General features: G+C 34.9%; 16 protein-coding genes. 6 read left to right on the forward strand and 10 right to left on the reverse strand.

Features of this window, described 5'->3' with window-relative positions; translation table 11 throughout:
• Positions 1-394: 394 nt before the first annotated feature.
• Positions 395-1,612 carry an MFS transporter gene (locus ES724_RS13545; RefSeq protein WP_146933781.1) on the forward strand — a complete coding sequence of 406 codons (1,218 nt, stop codon included), beginning with the start codon at positions 395-397 and terminating at the stop codon, positions 1,610-1,612.
• Here ES724_RS13545 and ES724_RS13550 read toward each other — a convergent pair.
• Together ES724_RS13550 and ES724_RS13555 are read right to left on the reverse strand one after the other, a co-directional pair.
• Positions 1,609-3,042, reverse strand: coding sequence for a hypothetical protein (locus ES724_RS13550; RefSeq protein ID WP_146933783.1), 1,434 nt, complete (start codon positions 3,040-3,042; stop codon positions 1,609-1,611). The two genes, ES724_RS13545 and ES724_RS13550, sit on opposite strands and share 4 nt — an antisense overlap.
• Positions 3,043-3,127: 85 nt before the next feature.
• A complete protein-coding gene (locus ES724_RS13555) occupies positions 3,128-3,325 on the reverse strand; it encodes a DUF1328 domain-containing protein (protein ID WP_246136882.1) in 198 nt (65 codons plus the stop codon).
• A 266-nt stretch (positions 3,326-3,591) separates the two neighbouring features.
• On the opposite strand from ES724_RS13555, the gene ES724_RS13560 reads away from it, so the two are divergent.
• Positions 3,592-4,854: a DEAD/DEAH box helicase gene (locus ES724_RS13560; protein WP_146933785.1), complete on the forward strand. Its 1,263-nt coding sequence runs from the start codon at positions 3,592-3,594 to the stop codon at positions 4,852-4,854.
• Entirely contained in the window at positions 4,835-5,743 is a 909-nt protein-coding gene (locus tag ES724_RS13565; RefSeq protein WP_146933787.1) for a class I SAM-dependent methyltransferase, read from the forward strand. Before ES724_RS13560 ends, ES724_RS13565 begins: the two co-directional genes overlap by 20 nt.
• A 1-nt stretch (position 5,744) precedes the next feature.
• Here the strand turns inward: ES724_RS13565 and ES724_RS13570 are convergent, their stop codons facing one another.
• Positions 5,745-6,188, reverse strand: coding sequence for an Lrp/AsnC family transcriptional regulator (locus tag ES724_RS13570; RefSeq protein ID WP_146933789.1), 444 nt, complete (start codon positions 6,186-6,188; stop codon positions 5,745-5,747).
• A gap of 126 nt (positions 6,189-6,314) precedes the next feature.
• Here ES724_RS13570 and ES724_RS13575 point away from each other — a divergent pair, with 126 nt between their 5' ends.
• Positions 6,315-6,710 (forward strand): hypothetical protein, encoded by a 396-nt coding sequence (locus ES724_RS13575; protein ID WP_146933790.1) that lies wholly within the window; start codon positions 6,315-6,317, stop codon positions 6,708-6,710.
• 384 nt (positions 6,711-7,094) lie between these two features.
• On the opposite strand, the gene ES724_RS13580 is transcribed toward ES724_RS13575, so the two are convergent.
• Positions 7,095-10,547, reverse strand: coding sequence for a methylmalonyl-CoA mutase family protein (locus ES724_RS13580; protein WP_146933792.1), 3,453 nt, complete (start codon positions 10,545-10,547; stop codon positions 7,095-7,097).
• Positions 10,548-10,704: 157 nt separating this feature from the next.
• Here ES724_RS13580 and ES724_RS13585 point away from each other — a divergent pair, with 157 nt between their 5' ends.
• Both ES724_RS13585 and ES724_RS13590 read left to right on the forward strand, forming a co-directional pair.
• The gene (locus ES724_RS13585; protein ID WP_146933794.1) at positions 10,705-11,409 is read left to right on the forward strand and encodes a DUF4197 domain-containing protein; all 705 of its coding nucleotides are present in this window, start codon (positions 10,705-10,707) and stop codon (positions 11,407-11,409) included.
• Positions 11,410-11,512: 103 nt separating this feature from the next.
• Complete coding sequence (locus ES724_RS13590) at positions 11,513-11,692, forward strand: Lacal_2735 family protein (RefSeq protein WP_146933796.1); 180 nt, start codon at positions 11,513-11,515, stop codon at positions 11,690-11,692.
• On the opposite strand, the gene ES724_RS13595 is transcribed toward ES724_RS13590, so the two are convergent.
• From ES724_RS13595 to ES724_RS13620, 6 genes are all read right to left on the reverse strand, one after another.
• Positions 11,671-12,468 carry a helical backbone metal receptor gene (locus tag ES724_RS13595; protein WP_211362770.1) on the reverse strand — a complete coding sequence of 266 codons (798 nt, stop codon included), beginning with the start codon at positions 12,466-12,468 and terminating at the stop codon, positions 11,671-11,673. The two genes, ES724_RS13590 and ES724_RS13595, sit on opposite strands and share 22 nt — an antisense overlap.
• Positions 12,458-13,303: an orotidine-5'-phosphate decarboxylase gene (gene pyrF, locus ES724_RS13600; protein ID WP_146933798.1), complete on the reverse strand. Its 846-nt coding sequence runs from the start codon at positions 13,301-13,303 to the stop codon at positions 12,458-12,460. The genes ES724_RS13595 and pyrF overlap by 11 nt, the downstream gene beginning before the upstream one ends.
• 173 nt (positions 13,304-13,476) lie before the next feature.
• On the reverse strand, positions 13,477-14,553 hold the full coding sequence (gene prfA, locus ES724_RS13605) for a peptide chain release factor 1 (RefSeq protein WP_146933799.1): 1,077 nt from the start codon (positions 14,551-14,553) through the stop codon (positions 13,477-13,479).
• A gap of 92 nt (positions 14,554-14,645) precedes the next feature.
• A complete protein-coding gene (locus ES724_RS13610; protein ID WP_146933801.1) occupies positions 14,646-15,350 on the reverse strand; it encodes a hypothetical protein in 705 nt (234 codons plus the stop codon).
• 153 nt (positions 15,351-15,503) lie between these two features.
• Entirely contained in the window at positions 15,504-16,151 is a 648-nt protein-coding gene (locus tag ES724_RS13615) for a hypothetical protein (protein ID WP_146933803.1), read from the reverse strand.
• 179 nt (positions 16,152-16,330) lie between these two features.
• Positions 16,331-17,509: an AIR synthase related protein gene (locus ES724_RS13620; protein WP_146933805.1), complete on the reverse strand. Its 1,179-nt coding sequence runs from the start codon at positions 17,507-17,509 to the stop codon at positions 16,331-16,333.
• Positions 17,510-17,543: the final 34 nt, after the last annotated feature.

Genomic DNA, 17,543 nt, shown 5'->3' on the forward strand with positions numbered 1-17,543 from the left:
TCAGCATCCAAGTGATCGGAAGAAAACTTTGAAATAAATTACCATTAACGTGTTTTCTAGGTTGCTCTGTATAAGAGACCCTGAAACTCCCGAAGTATCGGGACAGGGTGACGATACTGGATGCAACTGCCGTCATGCTGAACTTGATTCAGCATCTCTCAGAAGAAATGCAAAGACTCGACAACAAACTAATATAAAGAGATAGTAATATGTCAAAAACCTCTGTTAGATAATTTTTTTTATCATGGGTCCAAAATTTACGAAACTACTAGTATCACAAAAGGAAGAAATGCAAGTAAGTGTTTTAAGAAGATCAATATTCCTAATTGATTGCTGTTTTATTCAAAAAAAATCATTGAAAAAATTAACTAATTTTGGTCCCTAACCAATCTCAATGTTTCAAAAGATCTTTCGTTCCTATGTAGACTCCTTTAGTGATTTAAGGCGAGAGGTTTGGCTATTGGCCTTAATAACATTTATTAACAGAGCTGGTACCATGGTAATCCCTTTTCTTTCTTTATATCTCACTAAAAACCGAGGCTTTTCTCTGGAAGAAGTAGGGTGGATTCTTACTTTTTTCGGACTTGGTTCAGTTACTGGATCCTGGCTGGGCGGTAAATTAGTAGATAGTATTGGCCATTACAAAACAATGGCGGGAAGCTTACTAATATCTTCCGTGCTTTTTGTGCTCTTACAATTCCCAAGCTCCTTTTGGGGAATTTGCGCTGGGATTTTTTTGGTTATGGCAGCTGCAGATATTTTTAGACCTGCCGTTTTTGTGGCAATTAGCGCCTACAGCAAACCCCAAAATAGAACGAGATCTGTGACTTTAATTAGACTAGCAATAAACTTAGGTTTTTCTGCAGGCCCAGCCATTGGCGGATTAATAATTGCCAGTGCAGGATATAGCGGCTTGTTCTGGGTAGATGGAATTACCTGCTTACTTGCAGGGATATTATTACTTAAACTATTGCACCCTAAGAAAGCAGTCGAAAATATACGGGAGGTAAATTTGGATCCGCAGAGAGTGCTAAAAGATTTTCCATATCTCATATTTATAGGCGCTATGGTTTTATTTGGTTTTATATTTCTGCAATATTTCTCCACCATGCCTTTATTTTATGCACAAGAACACGGACTCACAGAATTAGAAATAGGGATTTTATTAGGAATGAATGGTTTTTTAATTTTCCTTTTTGAAATGCCCTTGATAAAATATCTTGAAAATAAAAAAGTAACAGCAATTTTTCATGTAATTATAGGGACGATATTGGTTGGATTAAGCTTTTTAGCTATAAACCTTACTGGGTGGATAGGAGTATTAGTAATAGGCATGATCTTAATGACCGTTGGAGAAATGATTGCATTTCCATTTTCAAATACTTTCGCACTAACCAGAGCCGATAAAGGTAAACAAGGTTCATATATGGCATTGTATAGTATTGCATTTTCAATTAGCCATATTTTTGGTCATAATTCAGGAATGCAATTAATCAGCAAATTTGGGTATGTATTTACATGGAATGTAATGATAGCATTAGCTGCTGTGTCTTGCGGACTATTGGTTTATTTGGCCTATTTATTAAAAAAAGAAACCTCTACCAACATCTAATTTTCAATAGGAATATTATAATACTTAGATTCTCCTAAATATTTTTTCACCAACTCATTAAATTCAGGACTTAACTTGAGATCCAAAGTTCCAGGGATATCATACAACTGCTCTAAATTCTCATATCCTGTTTTGAGAAGATCTTCTAAATATAACATTGCTGTATAATAATCTCCATCCTGAGCACTTAAAGAAATTATTGAGAAATAGCCCGCGGGATTTTCTTTGTCGAATACCGTTCGCAGTATCGATATAAGGATCAAACTATCTATTCCCGCCTTAGTGGTTTTTAATTCTTTAAACCTCTCTTTTGTATAGGTCTGCAAATGATCTTCTAACCTATAGCCTACTTCAGCTTCGGCTACTATTTTAGAGTTTTTGAGTGAATCTATTTCTTTTACTTGTTGCACCCACCAACCAATATTTTCAAAATTATTAGCCGCTAGATCTTCTTCCAAAAGTAAAGGATATTGATAGCGCAAATTCTGCTCTTTTATTTTTGCTGAATTATATTGAGAGCGTTGTTCTTTATAAATCGATTCCCTTCTAATTTCCCTTTGGAGGTCTCGAATTTCACTCTTCTTATCGAAATATTTATATTTATCTCGCATAAGTTCCAGCAATTCGTAAGCCTTGTAAAAATTTAACTGCCGCCTCCAACTTTGAGCTGTTTCTAATTCAGATTCGAATAGGCTATTGATCATTTCGGCATCCTTAGGTTGATTACCATCAAGCATTGCCTGTAATGTAAAGCTTCCCAAACCATGTGAAATTAATCTTACTGAAGGCCACTTGTGCTCATCTTCATAATTATAGATTAATGGATCATAATCGAGAATTTTATATAAATTAAAACTTTCGTTGAAATTATTATAAGAATCACTTTTATAACCTGCAAAGCCAACTATAGTCCGTTTTTTATTAGCCTTAGCCAGAAAATCTTTATTTAACCAGACATACTCCACAACCAAGACTCCTTTAATTTTAGGATAAACCACTGGTAAAGCACTTGCCACAAGGGCACCTTCCTTTAAGCCTGCGGTATACACTCTATTTGCATCAATTGGAAAGTTTAGCGAAATCTTTTCTACAAGTCTAGAAGCAATTTCTAAATTGGTTATCAAGGAATCTTCCTTAGAAATATTATTAGAAGCTACTAAAAGATATCCCTGATCTTCAGCTGCAATACTGAACAATCTGGCAACATTTATACCTCGACCCTCATTATCAAAAACAAAAACAATAGGCCAGTTTTTATCTGCTGAATAATTTCTAGGTAAATACATCGCAAAACTTTCTGAAATACTGTCGTTTATGGGCAAACTATCTACAACAGCGCCTTTTACAAGAGATAGCTCTTGACCGAAAAGTGATTGTGAGAGAAATAAAAGAAATAAAAGTTTACTATATATGGGAGAGATGATTTTCATACTTCTAAAGTAGCAGAATTTAAGCAAATAAAAAAGACCACATTTCTGTGGTCTAATGTAATTTGTAGGGATATTTTGTTGGAGATTATTTCTTAACTCTCTGTAATTTAACCTCTTTGGTGTCTGAAAAAAATGTTTTAGAAATTAATGCTACTATTAATAAATCTGCAAAAATCAAAAACAATACTCTGACCACTTCAATTCCATAGAATGTTAATCCTGCAAAGCCAAGTAATCCAGTAACTATGGTCATTATCAGGAAATGTAAAGTATAATTTTTCATGGTGTTCTAATTTTTTATCAAAGATAACTGCTTAGTAGTCGTACAATTACTAACTATATTACAATTGAGATATATTTAACTAAAAAAGACTAAAACTTTCTAAGGACAACCTGTCTTTCAACTGTTTAGATCTGCAAATAATAAAAGATAATCACATATTAAAATAAAATAGTACCTTTGCAGCCGGTTGCAACCTTCTCCAGTAAGCAACATTTTACACATAGCCTGTCCAATTATTAATACAGGACGGCATTTATAATTCATACATGACATTTAACGATTTACAATTAACTGAGCCCTTATATAAGGCAGTTCAAAAAGTAGGATATACTACACCAACCCCAATACAAGCACAATCTATCCCAGCCATTTTAAAAGGAAGAGATATTTTAGGTTGCGCTCAAACCGGAACCGGAAAAACAGCAGCTTTTTCTATTCCAACCATTCAACTATTAAACAGCAACCTTAATAATGGAGGTCGCAAGACAACCATAAAGAGTCTTATTTTAACTCCAACCCGAGAACTTGCAATCCAAATTGGAGAAAGTATAACCGAGTATGGTCAATTTAGCGACCTTAAACATCTGGTGATCTTTGGTGGTGTTAATCAGAATTCTCAAGTACGAGCGCTTAGAAATGGCGTGGATATCTTGGTGGCAACCCCCGGAAGATTATTAGACCTTATGGACCAAGGATTTATTTCCCTTTCCAATATCGAGATCTTCACCTTAGATGAAGCAGATAGAATGCTGGATATGGGATTTGTTCACGATGTGAAAAAAGTGATAAAGAAAATTCCTGCTAAAAGGCAAACATTATTCTTTTCTGCTACTATGCCAAATTCTATTATAGATCTTGCAAATAGTATTTTGAATGATCCTCTAAAAGTTTCAGTAACTCCAGTTTCCTCTACTGCTGAAAGAATTGGACAGGAAGTTTACTTCATAGATAAAACCAATAAGAAGAACTTACTAATAGATATTTTAAAATCTTCTGAAGCAGATAGAGTTCTTGTTTTTACACGAACAAAACACGGTGCAAATAAGGTAGTAAAAGACCTTATTAAAGTAGGAATTAAAGCTGAGGCTATACATGGTAACAAAACTCAAAATGCACGTCAAAAAGCATTGAAGAATTTTAAAGATAAGACCACTCGCGTTTTAGTAGCTACAGATATTGCTGCCAGAGGAATCGATATCGATGACCTGGCTTTGGTTATAAATTTCGAAATTCCAAATATTGCCGAAACCTATGTACATAGAATTGGACGTACAGGTAGAGCAGGCGCTAGTGGAAAAGCGATCTCCTTTTGTGATTTTGAAGAAAAAGCATACCTAAAGGATATTCAGAAATTAATAGACCAAAAGGTTCCTGTAATAGAAGAACACGATTATCCTATGGCATTCTTTGAAATTCCTGAGAAGAAACCACAACAACGCAGGCCTTCCAGAAATGGGAATTCCAGCAAAAAAAATACCTCTGGAGGAAACTCATCTAAAAGGAATAACGTTGGAAGATCAAGAAGGTAATAAGGGACACTCTGAGAGTTATTTTGGGGATTACAGAGACTTCTGGTGGAATCCTACGTTTATCGAGCTCACAGCCAAAAGGCTAGAATTAAACAGGCATAATTCTATGCTCGATGTTGGCTGTGGTCAAGGGCATTGGACACAAATATTAGCCCCATTTCTTGCTCCTAGAGCTGAAATTACCGCTGTAGATAGTGATGAAAGATGGCACTCCAAAAATGAAGAGTTAGAAGCACTTTTTAAAAAGTCTAATAATCCTTTTACTCTCACAAAGGGCAATGCGCAACAACTTCCATTTGATGATGATCAATTTGACCTTGTAACCTGCCAAACGGTTTTAATTCATGTTCCTAAACCTCAACAGGCTTTAGAAGAAATGAAGCGGGTGCTAAAACCCAGTGGTACCTTATTATGTGTAGAGCCAAATAATATTATTCAGAGTCTTACGAAGACCTCCCTTTCCAAAAATGATTCTATAGAGGAAACTTTAGATCATATCAAATACAGATTGATCATAGAAAAGGGCAAAAAAAATATGGGGCAAGGCGATAATTCCCTGGGAGATCTTTTACCCGGAATGTTTGCGGTTGCCGATTTGAAAAATATTGAAGTTAGATTATCCGATAAGGCAATTGCAATGTATCCTCCATACAGTACGAAAGAGCAGGTTGCTACTTTAAAACAATGGATGACCGGGAGTTCCTGGAAATCCAACACCAAAAAAGACATCGACTTCTTTAGCTCAGCCGGGGAACAATTCATGCCTTTTTATTTCGAATATCAGGATAAATATACGCGTAGGGACGATCACTTAATGGGTGCTTTACAACGGGAACAATATCACGCTGCCGGAGGTTCATTGATGTATTTGGTAAGCGGAACAAAATAATTTAACCTCTGCGTTTTATTGGTCCATGCTCTACCACATTAGAAAGGATAATATGAGTTTTTGTTTCCCCATAGGTTATCAACTTATCTATAAATTCTTCCAAATGAGATTGGTCATATAAAACCACTTCCATGATAATGTTTTCGTTCCCGGTAATTCGGTAACAGTTTATTACTTCCTTAAATTCTTTCACCTTCTCCAAAAATGGTTTCAATCTTCCCATAAAAGCACGTAAAGTGATCACAGCTTTTAATTGATGACCTGTTTTATGGTAAGAAACCTGGGCTTTGTAGCCTTTTATAATTCCGCTATCTTCCATCTTTTTTACCCTTTCTGCGACTGCTGGAGAAGTAAGTCCCACTTTTCTGCCAATTTCTGCAAACGACTGTCTAGCATTCTTCTGAAGAGATTCCAGAATTTGCCAATTAAGAGGATCTATAGGCATATTTAATTTTTTTAACTATTTAATTTATTTAATTTAAAGCGAAAGTACATATTTACTTTAAAATGAAAAGAATGGTTCGCAGATATCTCAGTAATTTTATGGGTGTCTAAGAAATATTATCTCACTATGAAATCCATTACCGGATCAGATTTTAGTTACTCTCCTGTATATCGACAAGCGATAGAGATCCTTAAAATTTCTAGGCATATTTCGAATTATCTGGTTCAGGATTTAGCGGCTTTAAAAAAAAATGGAAAGGAAGATCAGGATATTTACTTCTCAGGTGATATCGTTCAGCAGTCCATTTCTTTAGTGCCAAATATTCTAAAAGCAGAAAATGAACCATTTGCTGAAGAAAAGCACAAATATGCTGCATCTGTCACCCGACTTACCAATATGCTTTACAAGAACTGCGAACGTTTAGAACTTTCGAACAGCAACGGAAGAGAATTCGTGAGGATCTTAAGATTTGAATTAAAGAAGTTCAAAAAATTACAACGTATCTGGAAGTTGACTTTGTAAGATTCAATTACCCTACTTTTTGTTTCTTTATAAATTTGACTTTTAAAAAAATCCCAATTCATAAGAATTGGGATTTTTTAGTTGTGGATTTTAATTATCTTGATATCGCTCTGCTTATCGGGATAAGCGATTGTCACATATTCAATTATAATTTTGCTGTAAAAGAATCCCGCTTTCGCTCTGCTCATCGGGATAAGCGATTCGCACACATTCAATTATAAATTTTGCTGTAAAAGATCCCGATGTCGCTCTGCTCATCGGGATAAGCGATTCGCACATATTCAATTATAATTCTGCTGTAAAAGAATCCCGATGTCGCTCTGCTCATCGGGATAAGCGATTCGCACGTTTTTCAAAACTTTGTTTTGAAAAACGGCTCTCTGCTTACATGTTTCTTCTATACTGCCCGCCTACTTCAAACATTGCAGCAGTGATCTGACCTAAAGAACACACTTTAGTGGCATCCATTAAAACTTCAAATAAATTCTCATTCTTTATAGCTGCTTCCTGGATCAATTCCAAGGCTTTTGCAGATTCTTCTTCAAATGCTTTATGCAAATTCTTTAAAGTACTTATCTGGTATTGTTTTTCTTCTTCAGTAGCTCTAATAACCTCTCCCGGTGTTACTGTTGGAGAACCTGTAGAACTCAAAAAGGTATTCACTCCAATAATTGGAAATTCACCATTATGTTTTAAAGTTTCATAATACAAGCTTTCTTCTTGGATCTTACTTCTTTGGTACATAGTTTCCATAGCACCTAATACGCCACCTCTTTCGGTAATCCTATCGAATTCTAAAAGAACAGCTTCTTCCACAAGATCTGTTAACTCTTCTATGATGAAAGCTCCCTGAATCGGATTCTCGTTCTTGGTAAGACCTAATTCTTTATTGATAATAAGCTGAATAGCCATCGCTCTTCTTACTGAAGCCTCTGTAGGTGTTGTAATAGCTTCATCGTACGCATTTGTATGCAAGGAGTTACAGTTGTCATATATAGCATAGAGCGCCTGAAGCGTGGTTCTAATGTCATTGAAATCTATTTCCTGTGCATGTAAAGAACGTCCTGAGGTCTGAATGTGATATTTCAACATTTGAGCTCTTGGATTTGCTCCGTACTTATACTTCATCGCTTTTGCCCAGATCTTTCGGGCAACTCTTCCGATTACGGCATATTCTGGATCTACTCCGTTAGAGAAAAAGAACGAAAGGTTTGGTCCAAATTTATTGATATCCATCCCACGACTCAGGTAATACTCTACATAAGTAAATCCGTTAGCCAAGGTTAATGCCAATTGAGTTACAGGATTTGCTCCTGCCTCAGCAATATGATATCCAGAAATGGAAACCGAATAAAAGTTTCTTACCTGCTCTTCAATAAAATATTCTTGTACATCTCCCATCAGTCTCAATGCATATTCCGTAGAAAAGATACACGTATTTTGAGCCTGATCTTCTTTTAAAATATCTGCTTGAACTGTTCCACGAACAACATTCAACGTATCTTTTTTGATCTTAGCATAAACATCTGCCGGAAGCACCAAGTCTCCAGTTACTCCTAACAACATCAATCCCAAGCCTTCATTTCCTTCTGGAAGCGGACCTTGATATGCAGGGCGATCTATTTTTTTATCCTTATATATTTTCTTGATCTTCTCTTCTACCTCATCCTGAAGCTCATTTTCTACGATATATTTTTCACATTGCTGATCTATAGCGGCATTCATGAAAAATCCTAACAACATTGGAGCAGGACCATTAATGGTCATACTCACAGAAGTCATAGCATCAGCCAAATCGAATCCGGAATATAATTTTTTAGCATCGTCCAAACAGCAAATCGATACTCCTGCGTTTCCTATTTTTCCATAGATATCTGGTCTCAAATCTGGATCATTCCCGTAAAGTGTCACAGAATCGAAGGCTGTAGAAAGTCTCTTTGCCGGTAATCCCGCACTTACATAATGAAAACGTCTATTTGTTCTTTCCGGTCCGCCTTCGCCAGCAAACATTCTGGAAGGATCTTCTCCGGCTCTTTTAAAAGGATACAATCCCGCAGTGTAAGGAAACTCTCCAGGAACATTCTCTTGCAAACACCATTTCAAGATATCTCCCCAAGCCTGATATTTTGGTAAAGCGATCTTCGGAATTTGAGTGTGGGATAAAGATTCGGTATGCGTTTCTATCCTAAGTTCCTTATCTCTTACTTTAAAGGAATATATCGGCTCTTTGTATTTATTTACTTTTTCATCCCAACCGGTGATGATTTCCCAGTTGTATGGATCTAAATTTAATTTAACGCGATCAAATTCAGCAATCAGAAGTTTTATAAAGTCTTGATTCTTTTCATCCTTATTTTCCTTAAGAATCTTATCACTATCGACACCATGCTTATCTAAATATGACTTCTCGACTTCGCTCGAAGTGACATTGCTCACTGAAGCTATGGTTTTATATATCCCATAAAGCTTTTGTGCAACTTCCTGCTGAGTGCCTGCTGTCTTATCATATTTCCTGTTATTTTCGGAAATTTCAGAAAGATATCTCACCCTACTTGGAGGGATCACATAGATCTTTTCACTTTTATCTTCGTTGATATGAAAAGTGGAAGATAAAGACGCCTCCGTTTTTTCATCAACTTTATTCATCAACTTTCTGTAAAGAGTATTCATTCCCGGATCGTTGAACTGGGATGCGATAGTTCCATATACAGGAAGGGTTTCAGGATCGTCATGCCATAAGCCATGATTACGCTGATATTGTTTTTTTACATCACGAAGTGCATCTAAAGCGCCTCTTTTATCGAATTTGTTGATTGCTACCAGATCTGCAAAATCTAACATATCTATCTTCTCCAATTGCGTAGCTGCTCCAAATTCAGGAGTCATTACATATAATGAAGCATCAGAATGTTCTAATATCTCAGTATCAGATTGTCCAATTCCTGAAGTTTCTAAAATGATAAGATCAAAATTTGCTGCTTTTAAAACTTCAACTGCTTCAGAAACATATTTAGACAAAGCTAAATTAGATTGTCTGGTTGCTAAGGAACGCATATAAACCCGAGAGTCGTTAATTGCATTCATTCGGATTCTATCTCCTAACAAAGCGCCACCTGTTTTACGTTTTGAAGGATCTACAGAAATAATTCCGATGGTCTTCTCTGGAAAGTCTATTAAGAATCTTCTAACCAATTCATCTACTAAAGAGGATTTTCCGGATCCACCAGTTCCGGTAATTCCCAGAACTGGAGTTCTTTTTCCGTTGAGTTCTATTTTATCGAATGCTTTTTCAAAATCTTCATGTCTGTTTTCAGCTAAAGAAATTAATCTTGCAATTGTATTAATGTTTTTATCCTCGAGAAGGCTTTGTGTTTTATCAGCATTTTCTAAAGCAGGAGTTGGAGTATCTGCAGTTTTTACAAGATCATTGATCATTCCTTGCAACCCCATTTCTCTTCCATCATCTGGCGCATAGATGCGAGTTATTCCATAATCCATAAGTTCTTTGATCTCTGAAGGTAGGATCACTCCACCTCCACCACCAAAGATCTTGATATGCTCTGCACCTTTTTCCTTAAGAAGGTCATACATGTATTTAAAATACTCGTTATGACCACCTTGATAAGAGGTCATTGCAATGGCATTTGCATCTTCCTGTATGGCACAATTCACCACTTCTTCTACACTACGGTCATGACCTAAGTGAATCACCTCTACTCCTGTAGACTGAATGATACGGCGCATAATATTTATTGCGGCATCGTGACCATCAAAAAGGGAAGCTGCTGTTACTATTCTTACTTTATTCTTGGGGATATATGGTGTTTGATCTTGCATTGTTATTCTAAATTTTTGGAGATGCAATTTACGAAATTCGTAAGGAAATATCCTTGTTTGATCTAATTTTAAGGAATTCGGAAAAATGAAAAATGCGATGAATAATTTGAAGTAACTTTTTTTGGAATATTTATTGTTTACATTTAGAAAAAAAATCATGAAAAAATTATACATTCTTTTATTACTCCCTCTATTTATTGGTTGTGCAGAATTACAAAGCATAGCTACACAGCTGCCTGGCGGGGCATATGGTGTTACAGATAACGAAATTGCTTTAGGACTACGCCAAGCCTTGGACTTCGGAATAGATAAGCAAGTAACCAAACTTACTAAGGAAGATGGATTTTTTAGAAATGAATTAGTAAGAATTACATTACCCGCAGAACTTCAAAAAGTAGATAGAACATTACGCGATGTCGGTTTGGATGCTCTTGCCGATGAAGGTCTGAAAGTATTGAATAGAGCAGCAGAAGACGCTGTCAAGGAAGCTACTCCAATATTTGTAGATGCTGTAAAGGGGATAACATTTAATGATGCCAGAAATATATTACTGGGAAATAATACAGCTGCCACCACTTATTTAAATCAAAAAACAGAAGCACAATTATACTCAAAGTTTAATCCTGTAATTACAAATTCTCTGAATAAAGTTGGTGCAACGCAGGTGTGGAGTAATATAATTGATAAATATAATTCCTTACCTCTTACCAATAAAGTGAATCCGGATCTTCCAGATTATGTGACCAATGAAGCATTAGAAGGAGTGTTTTTAATGATTGCTCTAGAAGAAAAAGATATTAGAAATAATCTAGCCGCTAGGACTACAGATCTTTTAAGAAAAGTTTTTGGTTTACAAGATTAAATTTTATAACAGGCAATTATAAATTTTACAATTACTTTAACCTCAACTTAATATAAATTAATAGTCATTGCAGGTACATTTGTACAATAACCCTGACATGATAATGGAAATTACACTATTTAAGACTGAAGAGGAGCGTTTATGCCACAAATATACAGCTCTAATGGAGAAAGCATTTAAGGTTGCTTTAATAGATAAAGAAAAGAGTGATAAGATAAATGCCAGAGCCAAGAAAATTTTGGCACAGTTAAAAAGAATGAATTATAAAGGTGTAGACAAATAGTTTTGTAATTCTTGAAAATATTTAAATGCTTTTAATTGGCGAGATCCATACCAACTAAAAAATTCACCATCTACAATTTCAATTCTTGAATTCGAGAACTCACTAATTTCATCTAAATGTTTTTGCTGAAAAGGAAAAGGTTCCGAAGACAATAAGATTAGCTCCGGTTTTTGTTCCTTTAAATTTTCTAAATTAGTTTCTGGGTATCTGCTGCCTGCATTTTTATAGATGTTTTCCCATCCATTGATTTCCAACATCGAGTTTATAAAAGTATTTCCCCCAACAACCATCCATGGCTTTCTCCAAATAAAATAAGCAACTCTTAATTTTTTTGAATTTAATTTTTCTCTGAAAAGGTTTTTTCGGTTAATTAATTCAGAAACTAAATTAGTTGCAGTTTCAGTTGTGTTGAATAAAACACCGTAATCTTTAACTAGATCTTTAGAATCTTCGAAAGTGATAACATTAGAAACATGAACTTGAGTAATACTCTCCAATTCCTTTACCATTTCCAGAGTATTTTCCTCTTTATTGCATAAAATAAGATCTGGATCTAAATCTTTGATTTTATCTAAATGAACTTTCTTAGTACCGCCAACTACAACTTTTTTAGACCTTAGATCTTTGGGATGCACGCAAAACTTAGTGACTCCCACTAATTCATTTTCTAAACCTAGAACAACTATCAATTCTGTTAAACTGGGAACTAAAGAAACTATGCGTTTAAACGGTTTCGAGATATTAATTTCACGATCTAACTGATCCTTAATTTTCATCTCTTTGATTTTTAGGATAGAATAGTCGCATTTGGTTTGCCATTTCCCTTTGCATTACTTCAGCTTTTGCAGCAGCAATTTCAGAAAAATTAGAAGTTTGGGAAGCATAGATTATTGCTCTGGAAGAGTTAATCAATAAACCTACATCTTTATTCATTCCATATTTACAAACTTCTTCCAAACTACCTCCTTGCGCTCCTACTCCCGGAACTAAAAGGAAACTGTCTGGAACAATTTTTCTTACTTCAGCAAGATATTCAGCTTTAGTGGCGCCAACCACGTACATTAATTGCTCTGAATTTTTATAGGATTTGGAAGTTTCCAACACTTTTTTATACAAATCTGTTCCATCACATTTTAAGGTCTGAAAATCGAATGCCCCTTCATTGGAAGTGAGAGCTAGTAAAATGGTATGTTTATCCCTAAACTCTAAAAACGGCTCTACAGAATCTCTACCCATATATGGGGTAACAGTAACTGCATCGAAAGCCATTTCATGAAAAAATGCTTTAGCGTACATACTGGACGTATTCCCTATGTCCCCTCTTTTAGCATCGGCGATCGTAAAAATTTCGGGGTGATTTTTATTTATATAATCTATGGTTTTATCTAAAGATTTCCAGCCTTTTCTACCCTGAGCTTCATAAAAAGCAGTATTTGCTTTATAAGCTACTGCAAATTGATGAGTAGCATCTATTATAGCCTTATTGAATGTAAATATTGGATCTTCTTCAGTAAGTAAATAGGTCGGGATCTTATCCAGATCGGTATCCAAACCTATACATAGGAACGACTTTTTTTTATGAATTTGTGCTATAAGGTCCTGAGTGGTCATGAAAAATCAGTTTTATATTTTCTACTGAAACTAGTATATAAAAAATCCCGCAATTAGCGGGATTTTAATCCCTCATTGAGGGTTTAATTACCCGAGGCTTGCCTCAAAATTTTAAAATTATTATCCAAATCTATACCTAGTGGGCTTGCTCAGAGGTTCTTGATTTTTAAAATTTAAAAAGCATCGCTGTTTTCCTTCAGCTTTTCGGTATTTTCTACCAATTGCAATTCGTCTATAATTTTTTGAATATCTCCGTTTATAATATTAGAAAGATCATATAAAGTTAAATTTATCCTGTGATCTGTAACCCTTCCCTGAGAATAGTTATAAGTTCTAATTTTCGCACTTCTATCTCCACTAGAAACCATAGAGTTACGTTTTGCCGAATCTGCCGCCAGTTTCTTAGCAAGTTCCATTTCATATAGTCTAGAACGTAAAACTCTAAATGCCTTTTCTTTATTCTTATGCTGTGATTTTTGATCCTGACATTGAGCAACCAATCCGGTTGGAATGTGAGTTAATCTAACTGCAGAATAAGTGGTGTTTACAGATTGCCCTCCTGGCCCTGAAGAACAAAAGAAATCTACTCTTACCTCTTTAGGGTTAATCTCCACATCAAACTCTTCAGCTTCCGGCAAAACCATGACTGTAGCAGCAGAAGTATGCACTCTCCCTTGAGTTTCCGTTTGAGGAACACGTTGCACACGGTGAACTCCAGCTTCAAATTTTAAGGTTCCATAAACATCTTCTCCAGAAATCTCAAAGATCATCTCTTTAAAACCTCCATTGGTACCTTCATTATAATCTACAATATTTGCTTTCCAACCGCGACTATCAGCATATTTATTATACATCTTATAAAGATCTCCTGCAAAGATACTTGCTTCATCTCCACCTGCACCGGCGCGAATTTCCATCACCACATTTTTAGAATCTTCAGGATCCTTAGGCACAAGCATTATCCTAATTTTTTCGTCTAACTTAGGTAATTCAGTTTTAGCTTCCTCCATTTGGAGTTTTGCCATCTCTGACATTTCAGGATCACTACCATCTGCAATAATCTCTTCAGATTCCTTAATATTTTCGGATAATTCAATATAAGTTTCGCGCACATCCATGAGTGCCTTCAAATCCTTGTACTCCTTATTCAATTCCACATAACGCTTCTGATCTGATATTATATCAGGCTGAATGATAAGATCGTTCACCTCATCAAAGCGTTGCTTCACAATATTCAACTTCTCAATCATAAATTTTCAAATGATTTTTCGGTGCAAATTTACATTAATTTCACCAATAATATTGGCGCAAACTCTAACTATTAATACCTAGCTATTCGCAGCTAAAGAAATCCGTATGACTGTAGCATTTCTTTATTTTTATCCATTCTGGAGAATTTCACCAAACATAATAATCCAATTATATAAAATAATCTATCTGGATAATAAAATCCTTCAACACCTAAATAGTAGGCCATAAACCCTGATATATCCGATATTACAAAGCCTAATACTGCCCACAGAAAATAGAAGGAAGATTTATTGCTATATCTGTTACTATAAGAAAAGCCCAGAACAACCATAACTATCATGGACATCCCATAAAGGTAAAATAAATAAGTATGCCAGGAATCGTCCCATTTGGGACCAACCATATCTATTAATAAATATAGCATTATAATATTGATCCCTAAAATTCCTATAAATACTCCCTTTTGAAAAATATTGGTTTCAAGATTACGCACATACGGCCTAATATGCTTTATAAGTGATAAATATGCCAAAACAACTAAGCCAAAGGTTAATTTTTTAATCCATGGAATTTCATATTTTAATAATAAAAAGTCGGAGATGAGAAGTAATAAAAAAGCATTTATGAGAAATGGTTCTTTTTTCTTCGCTCCCATGGTAAAGACAATAAAGAAAATTGAAGCGCCTATAATTCGCAGCCAACGGCTTTCAATCAAGCCATATTCAGAAATTGTGTAGAAGTTTATTACCAAAAGAAACACTCCAATTACTATAAGTATTATATTAAGGTGCTTCATTTAATTGAAATGCAAAAGGGGCTAGTTTGATGTAAAATTAATATTATCCCATAGATAAATTCATAAATATAAAATTTAATATAGTTTTTTATAAATTAATATGCCATCTCACAAACACCAGTACAAATAGACTTCTATTAAACCTAATTATTTTTAATCGTTTCGATTGTCAAGATGACTAGTAGGTTCTTTATTTTCTAATCTTTCTAAAAACATGAATTTCAGTAAAAAAGCAATTCCCAATAAATTAAAGGTTATATCTGCTAAAAAGAATTCAGACAAATTTAGATTGTAAGCTATAAAATAAGCAAGGTCTGAAAAAGCCAGACTTAAAACAGTACCTAAAAAAAAGATGGAAGCTCTATTTGTATATCTATTACTAAAAGAAACTGCTGCCGAAACACTCATAATTACTGAAATTCCATAGAAATAGAATAAAATATCGTAAAAAGTATAAGATGGGCTAGCAGACACCATTGTTACCAACATGTATAACAAGAATACATTGAGCCCTATTGCAATTGTAAAGACTATTTTCTGAAATAAGTTGGTTTGCAGCTGCTTTAACCTATTTAAAACTAATCCTATAAATGCTAGGAAGATAGAAGCACGAACTATGAAAATGAGCGCATTAAAAAATGGATTTTCAAAATTTATGAGTAATACATCTGAAATCAGGAGAAGGGTAAAAACAAGAAGTCCCTGCTTATTATAGTACCATGGTGAAAGAAAAAGCAAGAAAAAAGCAAACATCGATGCCAACCTCATCCACCTACTCACCATATCGTCTAAATATATCATCACCAATAGATTACCTATAATTAGAACGAGAGTGAAAATCGGTAAAAAATACTTGAAGGGCTTCATAAATTAATCAGGAATATATAAAAAATATCCAAGCTGAATTTTGGAGTGCTTAAAAATTTTAATTTTTAAATGTAAGTCAAAAAAAAGTCTATTAACCAAGAAGCAATTAAACATTAGTAGTTAAATTCCCCAAATTCACTTTTTATAGTCAAGGATTTTTTATCTGAAGCTTCTACTCTTCCAATTATTTTTGCATCTACATTAAAAGACTTTGATATTGCAATAATATCTTCTGCAATTTCAGGACTTACGTAGAGCTCCATTCGGTGCCCCATATTGAACACTTGATACATTTCCTTCCAATCTGTTTTGCTTTCTTCTTGAATTAGCTTAAACAAAGGAGGCGCTTCAAACAAATTATCTTTTACAATATTGAGGTTATTTATAAAATGGAGGATCTTTGTTTGTGCTCCCCCACTACAATGCACTATCCCGTGGATATCCTTATTAGAGTATTGGGATAAAATTTTCTTTATAATTGGCGCGTAAGTTCTTGTTGGAGAAAGGACTAGTTTTCCGGCATCTATCGGAGAATTCTCAATGGCATCTGTTAACGATTTTGTTCCTGAATAAACAAGCTCTTCTGGGATACTATTATCAAAACTTTCTGGATATTTTTCAGCTAAAATCTTAGAGAACACATCATGTCTTGCAGAAGTAAGTCCGTTACTTCCCATCCCTCCATTATATTCTTTTTCGTAAGATGCTTGTCCAAAAGAAGCCAATCCAACGATCACATCTCCGGGTTTTATATTTGCATTATCTATTACATCACTTTTCTTCATTCTGGCAGTAACGGTAGAATCTACAATAATTGTTCTCACCAAGTCTCCCACATCTGCAGTTTCACCACCAGTGGAATGAATTTCCACCCCAAAACTTTTGAGATCTTTAAGCAATTCTTCGGTTCCATTGATTATTGCTGAAATAACTTCTCCGGGAATAAGGTTTTTATTTCTTCCAATCGTAGAGGAAAGCATAATGTTATCTACCGCACCTACGCAAAGAAGATCATCTATATTCATGATAAGTGCATCTTGGGCTATCCCTTTCCAAACAGAGAGATCTCCGGTTTCTTTCCAATACATATAGGCTAAAGAAGATTTAGTTCCTGCGCCATCTGCATGCATAATAAGACAGTAATCATCATCGCCAGTTAGATGATCTGGAACAATTTTGCAGAATGCTTGTGGGAACAAGCCTTTATCTACATTTTTAATAGCATTATGCACATCTTCTTTTCCTGCAGAAACACCTCTTCCGGCATATCTTTTACTAATTTCCTGACTCATGGAGCAATTTTTTATGAGATTTCAAAGATACATA

Source organism: Gillisia hiemivivida (assembly GCF_007997295.1).
Classification (GTDB): domain Bacteria; phylum Bacteroidota; class Bacteroidia; order Flavobacteriales; family Flavobacteriaceae; genus Gillisia; species Gillisia hiemivivida.

What these genes read in the sequence shown, in the direction of transcription:
- ES724_RS13560 (WP_146933785.1), top strand. Translation starts at nt 3,592, where the DNA reads ATGACATTTAACGATTTACAATTAACTGAGCCCTTATATAAGGCAGTT.
- ES724_RS13615 (WP_146933803.1), bottom strand. Translation starts at nt 16,151, where the DNA reads ATGATATATTTAGACGATATGGTGAGTAGGTGGATGAGGTTGGCATCG.
- ES724_RS13550 (WP_146933783.1), bottom strand. Translation starts at nt 3,042, where the DNA reads ATGAAAATCATCTCTCCCATATATAGTAAACTTTTATTTCTTTTATTT.
- ES724_RS13610 (WP_146933801.1), bottom strand. Translation starts at nt 15,350, where the DNA reads ATGAAGCACCTTAATATAATACTTATAGTAATTGGAGTGTTTCTTTTG.
- ES724_RS13580 (WP_146933792.1), bottom strand. Translation starts at nt 10,547, where the DNA reads ATGCAAGATCAAACACCATATATCCCCAAGAATAAAGTAAGAATAGTA.
- prfA (WP_146933799.1), bottom strand. Translation starts at nt 14,553, where the DNA reads ATGATTGAGAAGTTGAATATTGTGAAGCAACGCTTTGATGAGGTGAAC.
- ES724_RS13545 (WP_146933781.1), top strand. Translation starts at nt 395, where the DNA reads ATGTTTCAAAAGATCTTTCGTTCCTATGTAGACTCCTTTAGTGATTTA.
- ES724_RS13620 (WP_146933805.1), bottom strand. Translation starts at nt 17,509, where the DNA reads ATGAGTCAGGAAATTAGTAAAAGATATGCCGGAAGAGGTGTTTCTGCA.
- ES724_RS13595 (WP_211362770.1), bottom strand. Translation starts at nt 12,468, where the DNA reads ATGAAAATTAAGGATCAGTTAGATCGTGAAATTAATATCTCGAAACCG.
- ES724_RS13575 (WP_146933790.1), top strand. Translation starts at nt 6,315, where the DNA reads ATGAAATCCATTACCGGATCAGATTTTAGTTACTCTCCTGTATATCGA.
- pyrF (WP_146933798.1), bottom strand. Translation starts at nt 13,303, where the DNA reads ATGACCACTCAGGACCTTATAGCACAAATTCATAAAAAAAAGTCGTTC.
- ES724_RS13555 (WP_246136882.1), bottom strand. Translation starts at nt 3,325, where the DNA reads ATGAAAAATTATACTTTACATTTCCTGATAATGACCATAGTTACTGGA.
- ES724_RS13585 (WP_146933794.1), top strand. Translation starts at nt 10,705, where the DNA reads ATGAAAAAATTATACATTCTTTTATTACTCCCTCTATTTATTGGTTGT.
- ES724_RS13570 (WP_146933789.1), bottom strand. Translation starts at nt 6,188, where the DNA reads ATGCCTATAGATCCTCTTAATTGGCAAATTCTGGAATCTCTTCAGAAG.
- ES724_RS13590 (WP_146933796.1), top strand. Translation starts at nt 11,513, where the DNA reads ATGGAAATTACACTATTTAAGACTGAAGAGGAGCGTTTATGCCACAAA.